We start from the raw sequence: 16,995 nt of genomic DNA, 5'->3' as shown, positions 1-16,995 counted from the left end.
GAACGGGTCGAATTCCAGCAGGTTTGACGGATGTCCACCACCAAGCGTTGCTACTACGAAACCCTCGAAGTCGAGCGCAACGCCGACGATTCGACGCTGAAGAGCGCGTTCCGCAAGCTCGCAATGAAATGGCACCCGGACCGCAATCCGGGCGATCCGCAGTGCGAGATCAAGTTCAAAGAGATCAACGAAGCCTACGAGATCCTGAAGGACAGCGATAAGCGCGCCGCCTACGACCGCTACGGTCACGCCGCGTTCGAACAGGGCGGCTTCGGCGGTGGTGCAGGTTTCGGGGCGGGCTTCGCCTCGTCGTTCTCGGACATCTTCGAAGACCTGTTCGGTATGGCGTCGCAGCGCGGCCGCGGCACCGGCCGCGAGCGCGGCGCCGACCTGCGCTACAACATGGAAATCACGCTGGAGGACGCCTTCAAGGGCAAGACCGCGCAGATCGAAATTCCGGTCTCGGTCACCTGCGAAGCCTGCTCCGGCACCGGCGCCAAGGCCGGCACCAAGCCGAAGACCTGTTCGACCTGCGGCGGCGCCGGCCGTGTCCGCCAGGCTCAGGGCTTCTTTACGCTGGAGCGCACCTGCCCGAGCTGTCAGGGCCGCGGCCAGACCATCGAGGACCCCTGCCCGTCCTGCACCGGCTCCGGCCGGGTCACCAAGGAACGGACGCTGTCGGTCAACATTCCGCAGGGCGTCGAGGACGGCACCCGGATCCGGCTCGCCGGCGAAGGCGAAGCGGGTCTGCGCGGCGGCCCGCCCGGTGATCTCTACATTTTCCTCTCGCTCGCCAACCACGCCATCTTCCAGCGCGACGGCGCCGATCTGCACTGCCTTGTGCCGATCTCGATGGTGACCGCGGCGCTCGGCGGCGAATTCGAAGTCCCGACGATCGATCGCGGCAAGACCAAGGTCAAAGTACCTTCCGGCACCCAGACCGGGCGTCGTTTTCGTATCACCGGAAAGGGCATGCCAGTGCTGCGCTCGCGGCAAGTCGGCGACATGTACGTCCAGGTGGTCGTCGAAACGCCGCAGAATCTCACCAAGAAACAGCAGGAGCTGTTGGCGGAGTTCGAAAAATTGTCATCGGGTGAAACTCAGCCCGAAGCAGTGGGTTTCTTCTCCAAGGTCAAAGAGTTCTTTGGCTCGCGCGCCAGCGCTCCCTGACGGTCGTCTAACTTGACCAGTCCGGGTGCGGCCTATACTTGTGGATGTAACAAAAATTTGACACTGGGCCGCGTTTCCCCGGTTGGTAGCTGAATGGCTTTGCAGTCGTCCGTTCGCGCGTTCAAGAAGCCTCCCCGTCCACTCGACGACGAGGTTCGCTTTCTGCGCTCTTGGATTGAGAAGCCGTTGCACATGGGCGCTGTGATGCCCTCGGGCCGGCTGCTCGCGCGCACCATGGCGCGTTACGTCGATGTGCAATCCGATGGTCCGGTGATCGAGCTCGGGCCCGGAACCGGCGCCATTACCAATGCGCTGGTCGAACATGGCGTCGATCAGAAGCGTCTGGTTCTGCTTGAGTTCAATCCCGGTTTCTGCGCCCTGCTACGCGAGCGCTATCCGCTCGCGAAAGTCGTACAGGGCGACGCCTATCGGCTGCGCGACTCGCTGTGGGACGCGCTCGACGTTCCGGCTACCGCGGTCGTCTCCGGCCTGCCGCTGGTGACCAAGCCGATGCTGACGCGGATGAAACTGATCCGCGATGCGTTCAACTTGCTCGAACCTGGGGCTCCGTTCGTGCAATTCACCTATTCGGTGGCCCCCCCGATCCCGAAATCGCTCTCTGGCGTGTCGGCCGAAGGCTCCGAGCGGATCTGGATGAACGTGCCGCCGGCACGGGTCTGGGTCTATCGCAAGCGCTGATCCGCTGCCGGTCAGCGCGCCCTTTCCAATTTCAGCGACCAGCTCCAGTCCCAGATCGTCCCTGCCTGCCCTTGATCATGGCGGCACGCTGGGGGATACGGAGCCATGTCCGCCGTCAAGATCCTGATCATTCCCGGCTCGCTGCGCACCGGCTCGCACAATGTGCGCCTGGCCGCCGCCGCGGCGCATGAATTCGCACGCGCCGATATCGATACCACCTGGCTGTCGCTCGCCGATTATGCGCTCCCGATCTACGACGCCGATCTTGAGGCGAAGTCCGGCGTGCCCAAGAACGCCGTCGGCCTGAAGCGGATGATCGGCGCCCATCATGGCGTGCTGATCGTCAGTCCCGAATACAATTCGGCACCGCCGCCGCTGCTCAAGAACGCGATCGACTGGGTGTCGCGGGTGGAAGATTCGCACGAGACTCAGGGCCAGGTGTTTCGCGACCGCGTGTTCGCGCTCGCCGCGGCCTCCGAAGGCAAGCTCGGCGGCGCGCGCTGTCTCGCCGCGCTCCGGCTGATCCTGTCAGGCTGCCGCGCGCCGGTGATTCCCAATCAGGTCACGCTGTCGTTCGCTCACGAGGCCTATGACGACAACGATCGGCTGAAGCATCCCGCCGACATCGCCGCGCTGCAGGCAATCGTGCGGCAACTGATCGATTTCGCTCAGCAGATGATGAGGTAACGAGCCCATGGCGCCAGCCGACACCCCTGACCGCGACCGGCTGATCGTCGCGCTCGATCTCCCGGATATCCGCGTCGCCGAAGCGATGGTCGACCGGCTCGGCGACAGCGTCGGTTTCTACAAGATCGGTTATCAGCTCGCTTATGCCGGCGGCCTGCCGCTGGCCCGCGCCTTGGTCGGCGCCGGCAAGAAGGTGTTCGTCGATCTCAAGCTGCACGACATCGGCAACACCGTCGCCCGCGGCGTCGAAAGCCTGAGCCATCTCGGCGCCTCTTTCCTCACCGTCCATGCCTACCCGCAGACGATGAAAGCCGCGGTCGAAGCGCGCGGCTCCTCCAAGGTCAAGATCCTCGCCGTCACGGTGCTGACCTCCTATGACGATCGCGACCTTGCTGACGCGGGCTATCGGTTCGGCGTGCGCGACCTGGTCGAAGCGCGCGCCCGCCAGGCGCAGGCGATCGGTGTCGACGGCCTGGTCTGTTCGCCGGAGGAAGCCGCGCATCTGCGCGGCATTGTCGGACCCGAGATGGATCTGGTGACGCCGGGCATTCGCCCCGCGGGTGCTGCGGCCGGCGATCAGAAGCGGATCATGACGCCCGCGAAGGCGATCGCGGCCGGGGCCAGCTATCTGGTGGTCGGCCGGCCGGTACTGGACGCGCCAGATCCCAAGGCCGCTGCGGATGCGATCGTTGCCGAGATCGCTGCCGCACGCGGATCATAACGAACAGCAAAGGGAGAGCTTTGAGATGCCGAAGGGCTATTGGGTAGGGCGGATCGACGTGCATGATCTCGACGGCTACAAGCGCGACTACGTCGCCCACAACGGCGCGGTGTTCGCCAAATACGGCGCCAAGTTTCTGACCCGCGGCGGCACTTACGAGGCCAAAGAGGGACAGGCGCGATCGCGTAACGTGGTGATCGAGTTCAAGGACTACGAGACTGCGCTAGCCTGCTACCATTCGCCGGAGTATCAGGCGTTGATCAAGGCGCGGGCGCCGTTCTCCGAAGGTGAGATGGTGGTCGTCGAGGGTTACGACGGTCCGCAGCCGTCCTGATCTGCGAGCCAAACGCCACCGGGCCGCCGCTCGGTAAGTTGTCGGACGCGGGGCCGGCGGCTATACCGCGGGCGTTCAACAAAGGATGCTGAGCCGATGTCCGAGATGCGCCTGATCGTTGCCGGGGCTGGCGGCCGGATGGGCCGGGCTTTGACCCGCGCCATCAGCGAAACCGATGGGTTGGTGCTGACCGGCGCGTTGGAATCGCCGAATTCCGAGCTGCTCGGCAAGGACGCCGGTGCCCTCGCCGGATTGCCGGCCAATGGCGTGCTGCTGTCGGCCGACCTGTGGTCGCTGTCGGCCAACGCCGACGGCATCGTCGATTTCACCGTGCCGCAGGCGACGATTGCCAACGTGGCGATCGCGGCGCAGCGCGGCATCGCCCACATCATCGGCACCACCGGGCTGTCGGCCTCCGACAACGCGGTGATCCAGAGCGTCACTAATCGCGCCGTGGTGGTGAAGTCGGGAAACATGAGCCTCGGTGTGAATCTGCTGGCTGCGATCGCCAAACGCGTGGCGCAGTCGCTCGACGATAGTTTCGATATCGAGATCGTCGAGATGCATCACCGTGCCAAGGTCGATGCACCGTCCGGCACCGCGCTGCTGCTCGGCGAAGCGGTGGCGGCCGGCCGCAAGATCGATCTCGCGACCCGATCGGCCCGAGGCCGCGACGGTTTCACCGGTGCCCGCAAGCCCGGCGACATCGGTTTCGCATCCCTGCGCGGCGGCACCGTCACAGGCGATCACACCGTGATCTTCGCCGGCGCCTCGGAACGGATCGAACTCACCCACAAGGCCGAGGATCGTATGATCTTCGCCCACGGCGCACTGACGGCGGCGCGCTGGGCCAAGGGCCAGAAGCCCGGTCTGTATTCGATGGCCGACGTGCTCGGCCTCGGCGATATCTGATGTCCGCGTCGATCGGCGCGTGACGCCTTTCCGGGGCGGGTCGTTCGGCCGCCCCGGTGCGTTTCCAAACTCGAAGAAACTAACCGATCAGCGATTTACCGGTCATCTCGGCCGGCTGCGGCAGCTCCATCAGCTTGAGCAGCGTCGGCGCGAGGTCGGAAAGCTGGCCGTCGGACAGCGGCGAATCGCTGCCGAACAACAGCACCGGCACCGGATTGGTGGTGTGCGCGGTATGCGGTCCGCCGGTCTCAGGATCTCGCATCATTTCGCAATTGCCGTGGTCGGCCGTGACCAGCAGCGCGCCGCCGGCCTTCCCGATCGCCGCGACGATACGGCCGAGCTGGGTGTCGACGGTCTCGACCGCCTTGATGGCCGCCGGGAGGCTACCGGTGTGGCCCACCATGTCGGGGTTCGCGAAATTGAGGATGATCATGTCGTACTTACCGGACTCGATCGCCGCGACGGCCTTGTCGCCGAGTTCGGGCGCCGACATTTCCGGCTGCAGATCGTAGGTCGCCACCTTCGGCGATGGCACCATGATGCGATCTTCGCCCGGATAAGGCACTTCCTCGCCACCATTCAGGAAGTACGTGACGTGCGGATATTTCTCCGTCTCCGCCATCCGAAGCTGATGCCGGCCAGCGTCGGCGACCACCTGTCCGAGCCCGTTCACCAGGCTTTGCGGCGGAAAGATCGTGCCCATCAGCGCGTCGAGCGCTGTCGAGTACTGCGTCATGCCGGCCGCCGCCGCGATCTGCTTTACCTCTTTGCGCGGGAAGCCCGCGAAGGCGGGGTCGAGCAAGGCGGCGAGGATCTCGCGCACCCGGTCGGCGCGGAAGTTGAAGCACAGCACGCCATCGCCGTCGCGCATGCCCTGATAGTCCCCGACGACGGCGGGCACGATGAATTCGTCATTGACGCCGGCCGCATAGCCGTCGGCGATCACCGCGTTGGCGTCCGCAAACCGCGGTCCGTCGGCGTCGGCGATCACCCCATAGGCCTTGGAGACGCGCTCCCAGCGGTTGTCGCGGTCCATCGCATAATAGCGACCGCTGACGGTGGCGATCGGCACATTCGGCGGCAGGTCGGCGCGGAGCCGCACGATGTCGTCGACCGCGGATTTCGGCGGCGTGTCGCGGCCGTCGGTGAACGCATGCAGCACCGTCGGCACGCCGGCCTTGGTCAGGATCCTGGCAAGCGCGCATGCGTGGTCCTGGTGCGAATGCACGCCGCCGGGCGACACCAGGCCCATCAGATGACAGGTGCCGCCGCTGGCCTTCAATTTCTCGATGAACGCCACCAGACCCGGCGCACGCTCGATCTCGCCGCTGGCGATGGCGTCGCTGATCCGCGGCAGATCCTGCATCACCACGCGGCCGGCACCGATGTTGAGATGGCCGACCTCGGAGTTGCCCATTTGGCCGTTCGGCAGTCCGACCGATTTGCCGGAGGTACGGAGAAACGCATGCGGACCGTTGCTCCAGAGCGCGTCGAAGGTCGGAGTCTTGGCCTGCAGCACGGCGTTGTCGGCCGGGTCCTCGCGCCACCCCCAGCCATCGAGAATCACGAGCATAACGGGGCGACGGGACTGCATGGCAACGACTTTCCTGGATGTTGAGGGCGCCTGAGCGCTCCCCACACCTATGGTCGCGACCCGCCCCCGTCAATCGGTTCGACCTTGCGGTTCACTCGGCCCCGAGCCGTCCTGCTTCCCAGCCGATCATCGCCTGCTTGCGGGTCAGGCCCCAATGATAGCCGGTGAGCGCGCCGCTTTTGCCGAGCGCGCGGTGGCACGGCACCACGAACGAGATCGGATTTTTGCCGACCGCAGCGCCGACCGCGCGCGAGGCTTTCGGCAGGCTGATGGTGGCGGCGATGTCCGAATAGCAAACGGCCTTGCCGAGCGGGATCTTCAGCAGCGTCTCCCACACCCGCACTTCGAAATCGGTGCCGATCAGCACCACCCGCAGCGGCTGCTCGGCGCGCCACTGCGCCGGATCGAAGATCCGCCGTGCCAGCGGCGCAGTCGCGTCCTGATCCTGCACGCACACCGCGCGCGGCCAGCGCTGCTGCAGGTCGACCAGCGCGGCCTGCTCCTCGCCGGGATCGGCGAAGGCGAGACCGGCGAGGCCCCGATCCGACGCGATGATCACGGCGGTCCCGAACGGCGAGGAGTGAAAGCCGTAGCGCAGGCTGAGCCCCACGCCCCCGGTCTTCCATTCGCCTGGCGACATCGCCTCATGGGTGACGAACAGGTCGTGCAGCCGGCCCGGCCCGGACAGGCCGGACTCCAGCGCGGCGTCGAGCACGCTGGCAGAATCGCGCAGCAATGATTTGGCGTGGTCGAGCGTCAGCGCCTGCATGAACGCCTTCGGCGTCAGCCCGGCCCAGCGCCGGAACAGATGGTGCAGCTCGTCGGGCGTCAGGCCGGCGGCGTCGGCGATCGCCTCGATGGTCGGCTGCGCCTTCCACTTCTGCGAGATGAAGGCGATGGCGCGCCGCACGCAGTCGTAGTCGGCCAGCGCGGAATCGCGGGCGCCGGGCTTGATGAGCTGGTGGTCGGCAATGGCGAGGTTCATCATACCGCCGATGTTACCCGCGGCGGCGCCCGCCGCCACCCGATTTCCTGCTTGTCACGGTTGGTACAGCGGACCGCGCCGCGCGGCGTCCAGCGCGGCCAGCAGTGCATTGGCGAAACTCGCTTTTTCCTCCGCGCCGAGGAAGCTGGCGATCGCCAGCCGCCGCCCCGAGGAGACCAGATACAGCCGCTCGATTCCGGCCTCGTGGTGGACGATTCTCTCCAGCCGCACCCACAGCGGATTCAGCACCCATTCGGCCACCTCGCCGCGCGCCGAGGTGCGCCGCACCCGCAGTTCGCTGCTGGTCATCGAGATTTCCTCGCTGGCCCGGGCGCGGGCGAAGCTCACCCTGAACGCAATGGCGAGCCCCAGCACGTCCAGCCCGAAGAACCCGAACACCGGCCAGGCCCCCATCGTCCAGAAGGCCAGCCCGGCCGCGAAGCCGGCGGTGCCGACCAACCCGATCAGGATCAGAAATCCGTTGTGGCTCAAGGCACGATGCGGCTTCAGCCGCGCCGAAAACAGTTTCGGCTCTCTCGAATCCGGACCAAGATCGAGGTCTGTTGCCATCGCGGAATATTATACCTCACCCATGCCGAAAACCACCCGTCGTCCAGCCAAGCCGGCCGCCAAGCCGCCTGCGACGCCCCCCGCCAAACCCGCCAAGCGCGGAGCGACCGCTAAGCCGAAGTCAGCGCCGGCCAAGCCGCCAGCGCCTCGCCGCGGTAAGTCTCCGCGGCGCTGGAGCGAGGCGGAGGTGCACGAGGTTTTCAGCCGCTTCGCCAAAGCGAACCCGGAGCCGAGGGGCGAGCTCGAACATCTCAATCCGTTCACGCTGCTGGTTGCGGTGGTGCTGTCGGCCCAGGCGACCGACGCCGGCGTCAACAAAGCGACGCGGCCGCTGTTCGCAGTCGCCGATACGCCGCAGAAAATGCTGGCGCTCGGCGAGGAGCGGGTGCGCGAGTACATCAAGACCATCGGCCTGTTTCGCACCAAGGCCAAGAACGTGATTGCGCTGTCGCAAAAGCTGATCACCGACTTTGGCGGCGAAGTGCCGAACACCCGCGAGGCGCTCGAGACGCTGCCCGGCGCCGGGCGAAAGACTGCCAACGTGGTGCTGAACATGGCGTTCGGTCAGCCCACGATGGCGGTCGACACCCATGTGTTTCGTGTCGGCAACCGCACCGGCATGGCGCCGGGCGAGACGCCGCTGGCCGTCGAGCTCGAACTCGAACGGGTGATCCCGGCCGAATTCATGCAGCACGCCCACCACTGGCTGATCCTGCACGGCCGCTACACCTGCCTGGCCCGCAAGCCGCGTTGCGAGGTCTGCCTGATCAACGATCTGTGCAGGTGGCCGGAAAAGACGGTGAGTTAGTTCGGACTGTCCTACGTCCGAAGCCCGTCCATCATTGCGAGCGCAGCGAAGCAATCCAGAGGTCGCGGAGCGTGACCTGGATTGCTTCGTCGCTTTGCTCCTCGCAATGACGAGGTCGCGTCGAACTACTTCATCATCGCCTTGACTTCATCGCGCAGCGCTTGCCGCGAGGCGTCGTCGGCGTAGAACATATGGCCGCCGGGATAGACGACGAACTTCACGCGCTTGTCGGCCAGCGTCGGCGGCAACTGATCCAGCACGATCTGCGTGCCGTAGTACGGCGCGGCGAGATCGAACAGGCCGCCGGTGACCAGCACGCGAAGGTTCGGATCGACGCTCAGGATCTCACGAAGCTGGGTGGTCGATTCCAGCGGATGCAGGCCGCGGCCAAAATTCCATTGTTCGGAGACCGAGCCGTTGAGCAGCTCGTAGGAGCCGTCGGGTTTCCAGTTGAGCGTCGAGCGGGTCAGTTGCGTGGCGGCGCTGGTCAGCGGCGCGATCAGCGAATCCGCCGACGGATCGCCGAAATGCGAGGCGCTGGAATCCGGGAATGGATCGAGTCCCAGTTTGGCGCCGTCGAAACGCCCGGTGACACGGCCATGGTCGCGATCGAACTCGCGCTGGAACTCGCGGGTGTCGATCCGTCCGGCCAGTCGCCGGCTCACGGTCTTGTCGATCCCGGTCAGCGCGGCGACGCGGTCGGCCAGCCGTGTGGTGGCTTCCTTGTCGGCCTCGCCTTTGACCAGATCGGTGAGGAATTCGCTACGCGCGTAGCTTTCGACGTCGGCGAGATCGGCACGGGTCACCTTGCCCTTCTGCTGCCGCGCCACCGCGGTCATCGAAGGCAGCCGCGCCGCATATTGCAGCAGGCTGGAGCCCGACAGATCGCGGAAGTCGAGGACGGGCGACATCAGGATCAGGCCGTTGACGCCGACGCCCTGCTTGGTCTGCAGATTATCGACGACCTTCGGGCCGCGAATGCCGCCGTAGCTTTCACCCGCCAAGTACTTCGGCGAGGCGAGCCGGTCGTTCTTCTCCAGCCACCGCCGGATCACCAATGCCATCGCCGAGACGTCGCCATCGACCGAATAGAACTGCTTGCGCACCTCGTCGCCGCCGGCCACGAAGCGGCTATAGCCGGTGCCGACCGGATCGATGAATACCAGGTCGGTGAAGTTGAGCCAGGTCTCGGCGTTCGCCTGCAGCACCGGCGGCGAGGACGCCACCACGTTGCTGCCGATCGGCAGCCGCCATGGTCCCGCGGCGCCGAGCTGCAGCCACGCCGAGGATGCGCCGGGGCCGCCATTGAACAGAAACGTCACCGGCCGGGTGCGAGGATCGGCACCATCCAGCTTGTAGGCGGTGACGGCGATATCGACCTGCGGCTCGCCCTTGCCGTTGTAGAGACGGATCGATCCGGCGGTGGCGGCGAAAGCGAGGCTCCGGCCTGGAAGCGACAACGTGTGATGGGTCGTGACGTCGGCCGGCAGATTGCGGAGGTCGAGATGCCCGTGCGGCGAGGCCGACTTATCGTCGGCCTGTTCGCCGGCCGGCTTATCAGTGCTGAGCTTGGTGGCGGCTGGCTTGGCGCTGTCGGCCGTGGCCGGATGCGAAGCGCCGCGGCTGGCCTCCTGCGCCATCGCGTGGCTTCCAAGAGTGGGCGCGACGGTGATCGCGGCGATCATCATGGACGTCATCATCGCGCGGCGGGCGTGCGCGGGCAGCAGCAGCATCGGTCTCTCCTGGTTTGCCGCGCGAGTTCAGGCGTTGCGCGGCGTTCGTCCTCGCCGGCGATCACAGCTCAGAACTGCGTCAGATTGGCGACGCCGCATCGGGCGCCGATTTGCCTATTCCGCAGCGGCCAAGGCGCGCGGCAGCAGGCCGAGATCGCGGGCCAGTTCGATCATCATGCCGGCGACTTCTTCCGGACGTTCTTCATGCGCGAGATGGCCCAGCCCCGGCATCAAGGCGAGCCGAGAGCCGGGCACCATCTGCCGCACGCGGTCGGCGTCGTTGCAGGCGATGGTTTTGTCGTTGCTGCCGGCGACCAGCAGCAGATGCGGCACGAGATGCGGCAACTCTCCGGCGAGCTGGTCGAGCCGCCAACCGGCCATCATCCGGATCGCCGATTCGATATGCCCCGGGCTGCTCACCAGTCGCCGGTAGAGCTCGACCCCGTGCGGCTCCAGCGTCGACCCCGTGTCGGCGAGCATCCGCTCCACCATGCCTTGGGTGCGGGCGAACCGAGCGACCAGTCGCGGCACGAACGCGCTCGTCGCCAGCATGCGCGCCAGCGGCAGCATCCAGCGGCTCGCACGACCGCCGATCGGAAGCAGCGCGCCATTGAGGCTCACGAGCGCCGCCGGCGTGATCGCGCCGTCGAGGCACATTCGCGCCAACACCGCCGCGCCCGCGGAATGACCTGCGACCATCACCGGTCGATGCCCGAGGCCGTGGAGCAGCGCAGTGAGATCGTGCGCCATCGCCTCCATCGTCATCCGGCTCGGCTCGGGCGCATCGGTGAAACCGTGGCCCGGCAGATCGGGTGCGACCACGGTGAAGGACTCGGCAAGTAACGGCGCGAGCCGCCGCCAGGAATGCGTTGCTGCGCCGGTGCCGTGAACGAGGACGATTACCGGGCCCGTGCCCATCTGCTGCACATGCCAGTTGAGGCGGCCGGAATCGATGAACACGCTGCTGTGCCGGTTTGGCCAGTCGCGGCCTTCATCGTCCCAGTCTGGCGGGGCGTGACGACGGGAAGACGGATCGATTAGTTGTTTGTTGATGTGTCGCATCGATGCCTGTACCGCAACTGTCGCGATGGCAACATCGCCGACGCTCGATGTCAAACACAGAAGCGCAGCCCAGTTCCCGTACGAGGGTGAATATTCACGACGTTGAGGAGGTCGGCGCTGCGGGAGCCATCATGGAGGGTCGGCTCGGCGTAACGAGCGTCAATCGCTTGCGACAGAATGGCTTCCTCGCCGCTCGGATTGTGAGGCGTGATTGACGAATGACGCTGTCAGGCGAATCGGACAGGCATTACTACGCATCGATATTCGCGCAAATTCTGTTTGCCTGCCTCGCGTTCGCTGCCACACTCCGGCAAAGACGTGGAACAGAACTAACAAGTCTAAATTGAATCTTCGCGGATCGTTCGTCGATTGGGGCGGGTGATCCGGCTCAGGGAGTGACGGCCATGAAGATGTCACACCTCGCCAGCCTTCTGGCGATGATCGTCGGTGGTGCAGTCCAGGTGATGTCGTCGGCGGTTCGCCGCAGGCTCGGCGCGTCGCGGAAAGGCTGACCGACCGACGCGCCTGGGAGGATCACTGGAGCATGCTGCGGCGATCCGGCGCGATCAGTTCCGGACGCGAACCCGACAGCCGCTTGTGCAGATGCACCATGAACGCCATGCCGAACAGCGGCGTCGCCAGATTGACGATCGGGATCGACACGAAGGCGGCGATGACCAGCCCGCCGACGAACACCGTCGTCGCATTGTCGCGGCGCATCGCCTTGGCTTCCGGTGCGGGGCGGAAGCGCATCGCCGCCAGCTCGAAATACTCCCGGCCGAGCAGCCAGGCGGTGGCGAGGAAGAACACGATCGCGCCGGCGCCGGCGACGAACAGGAACGGAAGCGCCACCAGATACACCAGGATGGTCAGCAGCGCGGTCTTGGCCGTTTCCCAAGTCGCCAGCCCGAGCGGCAACGCGACGCCGGGCTCCTCGTGCGGGTAATATTCGCGCTCGACGTGCCCCGCGGCATCGTCGACGAAAATGCCGGCGACCAGCGAGGTCACCGCCGGCATCAGAAACACCGCGCCGACCACGATGCCGAGGCCGGCGGCGATCGAGACGATCCACGACAGGATGTTCAGCGGGGTATGGAATCCGCCGAGCGTGGCTTCGGCCCAAAGCTCGCTCGAGCTCGCCAGCCAGCTCAGCAGCCGCTGCAATCCGATCGCCGCCACCGCGATCAACGCCAGCGCGAAGCCGACCGAGCGCCACAGGATCGAGCGCATCGGCGGCGACAGGATTTGAGTAAGCGCCTTGATGGCGGCGTCGAGCATGGTGCGTCCTCGTCCCGGAAAAACAGCCCCGAACAGGTAGACAGCGCGCCGATGTTCGGCAAGGGCTGCGCCGCGTGAACGCGAGCCGTCAGCGCCGCAGCCGCCGCGCCGCCGGATAATTCAGCACCTTCGGCACTTTGCCGTCGCGGAGCGCCTGCTGCATGCCTTCCCAATAGTCGGCCTGCATCAGCTCGGGGTGGGCGTCGCGGAAGGCGCGGCGCAGGCCGGGATCGTCGATGCGCAGGCCTTCCAGCATCTCCGGGGGGCGGAACACCATGCCGTTGTCGAACTCGCCTGGAACGGCGCCGTCGCGGCGCACGGCGACCGAGGTCAGCGGCTCCACCGCGTCATAATCGAACAGGTACACTTTGCGGATGCGGCTGACGCCGTAATTGCGACCGTCGAGGTCCTTGTTGAAGATGTCCGCCGCGGCGTTGTTCTTGATGCAGTCGCCGAGATTGATCACTGCGGCGCGCGCTTCCGCTGCGGAGGCGTTTGCCAGATACAGCGGCAGCGGCGTCAGCTTGATCTGCACGATCAGGTGGCGAAACACCAGCGCGCCGCGATCCAGAGTCACCGTGCCGATCCCTGCCTCCAGCAGTTCGTCGAGCAGGTCCGGCGCGAACATCGATCGCTCCAGCTTGACGTTGGAATAGATGATGTTGTCGAGCATCGAGCCGGCGCGGTCGATCTCGTGCACCAGATTGTATTTGCGCAGCACCTCGTCGAGGCCGTCGAAGTAATCGAACTTGTAATCGTCGGTCGGGTGGTCGCGGATGATCTTCAGCACATAGGCCGACGACGGCATCGTGAAGGCGATCGCCACCGTGCCCTTGAAGCCCGGTGCGGTGGCGAGCTTTTCCTTGGTCTTGCGATGCTCGGCCAGGATCTCGGTCATCACCGCGACCTTGCCGAGGTGATGGAAGCCGATGCAGGAATATTGCGTGCCGAGCGGCCGCTTCGGCATCAGCTCGTACAGCAGCCGGGCCAGCTCGTGATAGCGCGGATTGGTGGCGTGGTAGTTCGCCAGTGTCGAGGAGAACGCATATTGCAGCTCGTCGCTGTCGGTCAGCACCGCATCGACGACCAGCCCGTCCTTCTCGTTGAGCAGCGCGATCAGCAGCGGCAGGCTGCGCATCGGCATGTCGCCGCGGTCGCGCAGCTTGATCCGGCCGACCAGGCAGGCGCCGCGGTTGCGGAAGAAGCCGGAGTCGGCGATTTCGATTTTCACCGGCTCGCCGGGCCGTGGGCCGAGCGGCTCCAGCGCCGCTTCGATCGCCTGTGCGGCGAGCGCGGCGTCGCCGTCGCGGTCGCGCCACGGCGCTGCAAAGCCTGCGTCGTCGAGAATGGTGGCGATCACCTCTGGGCCGATCGGTAGCGTCGTGCTCGTCGTCTTCAGCACCGCCGCCGCCGAGGTGGTTCGCCGCGTGGTGGTGCCGGTGTCGTAGGACACCGGCCGCCACTCGTCGTTGACCAGCTTGCGGCGCAGCGATTGCCAGAACGCGAACGCAAAATCCGCCTCGTAGCGCCCCTCGATCGCCGCCAGCAGCTCGGCCTCGGCGGCCGGCCAGAGCTGCTCGTCGGTAGTCAGCTCCGGCAGCCCCGCCTTCAGCAGCGGCACGAGCTGGTCGATACAGGCGGTGTACAGCCCGATCCGGATCTTCGACAGCCGCACCGTCACCGGCCAGTCGCGCGCCTCGAACGCCGCCTGCGCCAGCGCCGGAATCCGCCGCGACACCGCGTAATAATTATCGAACGCCGACAACACCACGCGCGCCAGCAGATGGGCCTGATCGTCGGCATCGTCGGTGCGATACAGCGCGTCGAGCAGATCGAAGTCCGGCTCGGCGATCCGCGTGGCGTGCTCGATCTCGGCGGCGCCAAGCGGCCGGGCGCGGGGGTGGGAGGGAGTCGCGGTCATTGCGTCGGGTCAGCGCATCTCGTCAGGTCGCGCCTCCGGCTGGCCGTCAGCGCCGACCACTCAGCCGGCCGCCGACCGACCACCGGGGGCAGTTGCGCCATCATGGGAGGCTTTGCCCCCTCGAAGCGTGATCTGACGCAAACCGCCCCCCACCGAAAGGCGGGTGCGACAATCTGGCGGGGCGGGAAGGCTTGCGGTCGAGTGGTCTGATCGACCGCCGTGTCAGCCTGTCCGGCGCGACCTCGTCGGGCTTTCCAAGGTCACCCGGTACGACCGGTATGACAACGTCGCCTCGCCTCAGCTTCCCTCATGGCCGCGCGGGTGGCGGAGCAACGGAGGCGTTCGGCTCGACCTTCGGCGTCACGGTTTCGTTGGTCTCGAAGAACGTCAGCGCGGCGGCTGAGAAGCCTTCGGGAGTCTCGTACATCAGATGGTGCGTTGCGCCCTTGAACTGGACCAGCCACGCTCCGGGAATCGCGGAGGCGATCGTCTTCGAGCTGTCGGTGCCGACCACGTCGTCGGCAGTGCCGACCACCAGCATCACCTGATTGGGGATCGACGGCAGCTTGTCGAGCGGGGTCTTCCAGTGAGTAGTGGCTTCGACCTGCCGCGCCACGATCGGGTCGGCCGGCACCCTTCCGTGCAGCGCTTTGGCGACGTTGCTGCCGTCGGTCGAGGTGGCGTGGATCAGCGCCTTGTTGAAGCGAGTGGGGTACTCCAGCAGCAGTTCCTGGGTGATGGTGCTGCCCATCGAATAACCGAGCACGTCGCTGCGTTCGACCTTGAGCGCGTCGAGCAGGCCGATCACGTCGGCGGCGAACAACGGATAGCTGAAGGTGGTGTCGTTGGCGGTCGAGTGCCCCATGCCGCGATTGTCCATCAGGATCAGCTGATGGGTCTTCGACAGCGCCTCGACCACCTGCGGCGGCCAATGCTCGGCGGTGCCGCCGAGCCCCATGATCATCACCATCGGCTCGCCCTGGCCGATCAGCTTGTAGCCGATCGAAATGCCGTTGGCGCCGACCTGATAGATCGTGTGACCGCCCCCGTCCTGGCCGATCGCCTTGCCGGCCGGCGCGATGGGATCGGCGAGGGCCGAGGTGACGCAGAGCAGGAGTGCGAAGATACCTGGAGTAAGCCAGCGTGCGAGCTTTGCCATGCGAATCACCATGCGAGTGTCGATTCGTCGCCGGATAGCAGCAACCGCGCGAAGCGTCGTTGCGGCTAAGGTGAAGCGCTAAGGGGATTCGTCGAGATCATCGTCCCACACCCAGCCCCTGAGATCGCGATTCGCCTCGATCCAATCGTCGATCGCATCGTTCTCCGGATGCTGCGCCATCATCGCAGCTTCCCGGCTCAGATCGGCCAGAAACTGGGGATCGCGCATGTCCGCCGCGCTGCGCACAATCGGCTGCAAGCCCCGCTCTCTTAGGGGCGCCGCGGGGGCAGCCGGCGCTTGGGAGGCGGGCTTATCGGGATCGGTTGGCATGACGGCAACGTACCAGATTGGATGTCGCACTCAACTGTCAGTTGTCGTGTCCGGTCTATTGCGTGCTATCGTGGACTGCCGAACTGGAGACGGGCGTGCCGACGATCGCGTACTTTCTCGGAATTGCCATCGCGATGTATTATCGCGATCATAACCCGCCTCATGTCCATGTGATTTATCAAGGGTATGAGGCGTTGGTGGCGATTGAGGACGCCAGTCTGTTGCAAGGCAAACTGCCGCCGACGGCGATGCTGATCGTGCGACGATGGGTAACGCTGCGGCGCACAGCGCTGCTTGCGAATTGGGAGCGGGCGCGACGGCACGAAACGCTCGAGCGAATTGCGGGTCCGGACGATGACGCTGATTAAGGTGCGACGCGCGACAGCGCTTGATGGTCACCGGCTGAAAGTCGAGTTTTCCGATGACACCGTCGGAGAGCGCGATCTCGGTTTCATTCTCGGCGAGCACGGGCCGATGCTGGAACCGCTCAAGGACCCCGCATACTTCAAACGCGTTTTTGTCGAGAACGGCGTGCCGACCTGGCCGAACGGCTATGACTGGGACCCGATCGCCCTGCACGACGAGATGAAAGCCGCCGGCGAGTTACGGCCGGTCGGGGATGCGGCCGAGTAGCAGGCGGATTGCTACTCGGCAGCGTTGAAGCGCGCCTTGCCTGGCAAGCGCGCATTCTGCCAATCCCCTCGTGCAAGCGTTTTGCTTGCGGTCAGTATCTCGATCCCGAGCACGCGGCCATCACGATCCACATCGTAGATGAACGGGCCGGCTTCTTCGGTGCTTTCGATTTCGCCTGTTCCGACCCTGATATAAACCGCATCGGCCTCGGGATAGTAGGTGATATCGGTCGTGGCTTTCGTCTCGCGCGACTATCGAACAGGACATTTATAACTTTGATCTTGAGTCGTCCGTGAACAATTTGGAAGCGGTTGATTTTGTTGGCTGATCGATTGTTGGCAAGTATTCGATTTTGCAGGAAAGCCGCGGGGTGACCGTGGTTTTCTTGCGTTTTGGGAT

General features: G+C 65.5%; 19 protein-coding genes. 9 read left to right on the top strand and 10 right to left on the bottom strand.

Translation table 11 applies throughout. The annotated features are described in order from the left end of the window. Positions 1-30: 30 nt before the first annotated feature. The 6 genes from dnaJ to dapB all read left to right on the top strand — a co-directional run bounded on the left by dnaJ (position 31) and on the right by dapB (position 4,523). Positions 31-1,170, top strand: a complete 1,140-nt coding sequence (gene dnaJ, locus M9H71_RS22610) for a molecular chaperone DnaJ (protein ID WP_455407124.1) — start codon at positions 31-33, stop codon at positions 1,168-1,170. Between the two features lie 93 nt (positions 1,171-1,263). After that, on the top strand, positions 1,264-1,869 hold the full coding sequence (locus M9H71_RS22605) for a class I SAM-dependent methyltransferase (RefSeq protein ID WP_455407123.1): 606 nt from the start codon (positions 1,264-1,266) through the stop codon (positions 1,867-1,869). Positions 1,870-1,974: 105 nt separating this feature from the next. Beyond that, a complete protein-coding gene (locus tag M9H71_RS22600) occupies positions 1,975-2,556 on the top strand; it encodes an NADPH-dependent FMN reductase (RefSeq protein WP_455407122.1) in 582 nt (193 codons plus the stop codon). A 7-nt stretch (positions 2,557-2,563) separates the two neighbouring features. Further along, complete coding sequence (pyrF, locus tag M9H71_RS22595; RefSeq protein WP_107342573.1) at positions 2,564-3,277, top strand: orotidine-5'-phosphate decarboxylase; 714 nt, start codon at positions 2,564-2,566, stop codon at positions 3,275-3,277. A 25-nt stretch (positions 3,278-3,302) separates the two neighbouring features. Further along, positions 3,303-3,611: a DUF1330 domain-containing protein gene (locus M9H71_RS22590; protein ID WP_012494076.1), complete on the top strand. Its 309-nt coding sequence runs from the start codon at positions 3,303-3,305 to the stop codon at positions 3,609-3,611. A gap of 96 nt (positions 3,612-3,707) precedes the next feature. Further along, positions 3,708-4,523, top strand: coding sequence for a 4-hydroxy-tetrahydrodipicolinate reductase (gene dapB / locus M9H71_RS22585; RefSeq protein ID WP_455407121.1), 816 nt, complete (start codon positions 3,708-3,710; stop codon positions 4,521-4,523). Positions 4,524-4,602: 79 nt separating this feature from the next. On the opposite strand, the gene gpmI is transcribed toward dapB, so the two are convergent. From gpmI to M9H71_RS22570, 3 genes are all read right to left on the bottom strand, one after another. Continuing rightward, positions 4,603-6,117, bottom strand: coding sequence for a 2,3-bisphosphoglycerate-independent phosphoglycerate mutase (gene gpmI, locus M9H71_RS22580; protein ID WP_455407120.1), 1,515 nt, complete (start codon positions 6,115-6,117; stop codon positions 4,603-4,605). A 91-nt stretch (positions 6,118-6,208) separates the two neighbouring features. Beyond that, the gene (locus M9H71_RS22575) at positions 6,209-7,105 is read right to left on the bottom strand and encodes a methylated-DNA--[protein]-cysteine S-methyltransferase (protein WP_455407149.1); all 897 of its coding nucleotides are present in this window, start codon (positions 7,103-7,105) and stop codon (positions 6,209-6,211) included. A 51-nt stretch (positions 7,106-7,156) separates the two neighbouring features. Further along, the gene (locus M9H71_RS22570) at positions 7,157-7,672 is read right to left on the bottom strand and encodes a DUF2244 domain-containing protein (RefSeq protein WP_455407119.1); all 516 of its coding nucleotides are present in this window, start codon (positions 7,670-7,672) and stop codon (positions 7,157-7,159) included. 22 nt (positions 7,673-7,694) lie between these two features. On the opposite strand from M9H71_RS22570, the gene nth reads away from it, so the two are divergent. Beyond that, positions 7,695-8,480: an endonuclease III gene (nth, locus tag M9H71_RS22565; RefSeq protein ID WP_455407118.1), complete on the top strand. Its 786-nt coding sequence runs from the start codon at positions 7,695-7,697 to the stop codon at positions 8,478-8,480. Positions 8,481-8,605: 125 nt separating this feature from the next. Here the strand turns inward: nth and M9H71_RS22560 are convergent, their stop codons facing one another. The 6 genes from M9H71_RS22560 to M9H71_RS22535 all read right to left on the bottom strand — a co-directional run bounded on the left by M9H71_RS22560 (position 8,606) and on the right by M9H71_RS22535 (position 15,963). Further along, a complete protein-coding gene (locus M9H71_RS22560; protein WP_455407117.1) occupies positions 8,606-10,213 on the bottom strand; it encodes a S10 family peptidase in 1,608 nt (535 codons plus the stop codon). 114 nt (positions 10,214-10,327) lie between these two features. Next, the gene (gene bchO / locus M9H71_RS22555) at positions 10,328-11,275 is read right to left on the bottom strand and encodes an alpha/beta fold hydrolase BchO (RefSeq protein WP_455407116.1); all 948 of its coding nucleotides are present in this window, start codon (positions 11,273-11,275) and stop codon (positions 10,328-10,330) included. A gap of 534 nt (positions 11,276-11,809) precedes the next feature. Next, the gene (locus M9H71_RS22550) at positions 11,810-12,553 is read right to left on the bottom strand and encodes a sulfate transporter family protein (protein WP_455407115.1); all 744 of its coding nucleotides are present in this window, start codon (positions 12,551-12,553) and stop codon (positions 11,810-11,812) included. Positions 12,554-12,641: 88 nt separating this feature from the next. Continuing rightward, positions 12,642-14,474: a bifunctional isocitrate dehydrogenase kinase/phosphatase gene (gene aceK / locus M9H71_RS22545; protein WP_455407114.1), complete on the bottom strand. Its 1,833-nt coding sequence runs from the start codon at positions 14,472-14,474 to the stop codon at positions 12,642-12,644. 307 nt (positions 14,475-14,781) lie between these two features. Further along, a complete protein-coding gene (locus tag M9H71_RS22540; protein WP_455407113.1) occupies positions 14,782-15,633 on the bottom strand; it encodes an alpha/beta fold hydrolase in 852 nt (283 codons plus the stop codon). 78 nt (positions 15,634-15,711) lie between these two features. Further along, positions 15,712-15,963, bottom strand: a complete 252-nt coding sequence (locus tag M9H71_RS22535) for an antitoxin MazE-like protein (protein WP_455407112.1) — start codon at positions 15,961-15,963, stop codon at positions 15,712-15,714. A 95-nt stretch (positions 15,964-16,058) separates the two neighbouring features. Here M9H71_RS22535 and M9H71_RS22530 point away from each other — a divergent pair, with 95 nt between their 5' ends. Beyond that, a complete protein-coding gene (locus M9H71_RS22530; RefSeq protein WP_455407111.1) occupies positions 16,059-16,331 on the top strand; it encodes a DUF4160 domain-containing protein in 273 nt (90 codons plus the stop codon). Then, positions 16,318-16,596, top strand: a complete 279-nt coding sequence (locus tag M9H71_RS22525; protein WP_455407110.1) for a DUF2442 domain-containing protein — start codon at positions 16,318-16,320, stop codon at positions 16,594-16,596. The genes M9H71_RS22530 and M9H71_RS22525 overlap by 14 nt, the downstream gene beginning before the upstream one ends. A gap of 11 nt (positions 16,597-16,607) precedes the next feature. Here M9H71_RS22525 and M9H71_RS22520 read toward each other — a convergent pair whose 3' ends face one another. After that, on the bottom strand, positions 16,608-16,820 hold the full coding sequence (locus tag M9H71_RS22520) for a DUF2283 domain-containing protein (protein ID WP_455407148.1): 213 nt from the start codon (positions 16,818-16,820) through the stop codon (positions 16,608-16,610). Positions 16,821-16,995 lie beyond the last annotated feature (175 nt).

Source organism: Rhodopseudomonas parapalustris, from assembly GCF_053772255.1.
This window is presented reverse-complemented; position numbering and strand designations above follow the sequence as displayed.